The sequence below is a fragment of the Psychrobacillus sp. genome (assembly GCF_056205495.1).
In genome coordinates this window covers 1-1,911 of record NZ_JBAEAP010000556.1, presented here as the reverse complement: position 1 = coordinate 1,911, position 1,911 = coordinate 1, and the positions used below count along the sequence as shown (strand labels likewise).

Annotated in this window: 2 protein-coding genes; both read right to left on the bottom strand. The window is 38.2% G+C overall.

Going from position 1 to position 1,911, the window contains the following annotated elements; translation table 11 throughout:
* The coding region (locus AC06OU_RS15715; RefSeq protein WP_475857030.1) for a PH domain-containing protein at nucleotides 1–1,124 on the bottom strand (1,124 nt) is incomplete at its 3' end.
* Nucleotides 1,117–1,596 carry a PH domain-containing protein gene (locus AC06OU_RS15710; RefSeq protein ID WP_340881792.1) on the bottom strand — a complete coding sequence of 160 codons (480 nt, stop codon included), beginning with the start codon at nucleotides 1,594–1,596 and terminating at the stop codon, nucleotides 1,117–1,119. The genes AC06OU_RS15715 and AC06OU_RS15710, both read right to left, overlap by 8 nt.
* Nucleotides 1,597–1,911 lie beyond the last annotated feature (315 nt).

The following is a 1,911-nucleotide window of genomic DNA, read 5'->3' as shown; positions in this document are numbered from 1 at the left end:
GATCCGACTTGTAAAATCCATAATAGATCTAAACGATAGAAGAATTTTCGAGATTTACTTGGCACTCTTTGAAAGTTAGGGTGCATCTGAAAGTCAGGGAAAATTTCTTCTAAGATTGGGTAAATCTCTGCTTTCTTTATTAATGGCAGTAATCGGATGGTTTCATCTTTTTCTGCCATTGATCCTCCTGCACTATCTACAGTTACCGTAGCATATCCAGTAAGCTGACGAAGAGGGTTTTCTACTAATCGGATCCCTTGTATTCGAGTTAAAGGAATTGTAATTTTCTTTTTCTCTAAAAGTCCTCTAGTAATAATAATCTCGTCATCCTCTATCTTAATTGTAAAATCATAATAGTTGATGAAGGTTAACAGAACTGAAACAACCCAGGCCATAAGTAAAACAGCGAAGATTACTAAGACTACCATAAGGACTCCAAATTTGATGAAAATCATAATTTCGTTATAAATAGTTTCATAGGGAATAAATTCTGAGAATTGGGATGCAAATACTGCAAGACCTGAAAAAAATACTCCTACACCACCTGAAGTGCTCGCTAGTACGAGTAGATCCTTTGTGGACATTCGGAAAATTGGCTTCTTTTCTTCTATAATTGTCTCTTCAACCTCTAAGTCATCTTCTATAATAGGTACATTTTGACCTTTAGCGAGCATGATTTCTTTCTTTATTTGCTCTGCTGCTTCTTTCCTAATGGCAGTAAGCTCAGCGTCAGCCTCTTTTGTAGGACCTCCACCTGCTGTTTCCACTTTTACTTTTACCAATCCAAATGGTCGATGGAATATACCTTCCGTATAGTCAAGACTCTGAATACGTTCAAAAGGGATATATCGCTTTTTCTTTACAAAAAGACCATACTCTATTCGCAGCTCCCCGTCTTCAAACCAATAGCGAAATCTTCTCCATTTAATAATCCCACTGATTAGCATGAACAAGAGTAGCACTCCGTAAATGCCGTAAGTGAAAAGTCCAGACCAAAAGTTTGCATCGTCTCCAAAACCATTGACTACCACCAAAACAATTAACGGTAGAATCATTTCCTTTAAGACTTTCACAAAATTTATAACTGCAGAAATCGGGTGAAGTCTATACTTTTCTTTAGACATCTTCTTCCGCCACCCTTGCTAGCACCGAAATTCTTCCCCTTAGCTCATCCGCCTCTTCTGTTATTAATGCGGGAATTGTGTGGCTGGTAGCAGCCGTTGAGATAGTAATAGAAGACAAATCATACTTTCGTAAAATCGGTCCTTGCTCGGTGTCTACATGTTGAACTCTAACCATTGGGACTAGCGTTCTCTTCACAACAAATAGCCCATGCTGTAGTTCTATTTCCTGATCTCTTACCTCGTATCTCCATCTGCTCCATCTTACCTTTGGAAATAAATAAATGAATAAATATCCAAATAGCAATACTACTGCTCCTGCCACTATGTATAACCATATGTAGTTCCCCGTAAAATAATTGATTACGCCTGTACCAATGCCTAATAACAAAACGACTAGGGTTTGTATGATGCCATAAATTCTCCACACTCTTAAACCTTTTACGGATATTCGATTAATTGGTTCTTTTCTCATTATCATCCACCTCTTCTCTTGTCATTGTATACGAATATTACACAAAAATGTTTCAACTTTATAATTAGATTCATTAAATTAATTTTATTTACTAGTCATACAGGCTAAACCATTATCTTTTTACATGCCAAGCGCACAAAAGGCGAACCCACCAAAGTGGATTCGCCTTAAAGGATTATATAAAATTAGCCTTCGTTACGTGGTGTACGAGTTCTTGTGCTACGTTGTGTAGAACCGTCACGTGGACCGCTGCTACGACGACCAGCACTTGGACGTGAACCGCTTCCTGAACGAGAAGATCCGCGATCGCTTCCT

Bases quoted from the DNA above. Each gene is read 5' to 3' on its own strand.
- AC06OU_RS15710 (WP_340881792.1), bottom strand. From the start codon at position 1,596: ATGAGAAAAGAACCAATTAATCGAATATCCGTAAAAGGTTTAAGAGTG.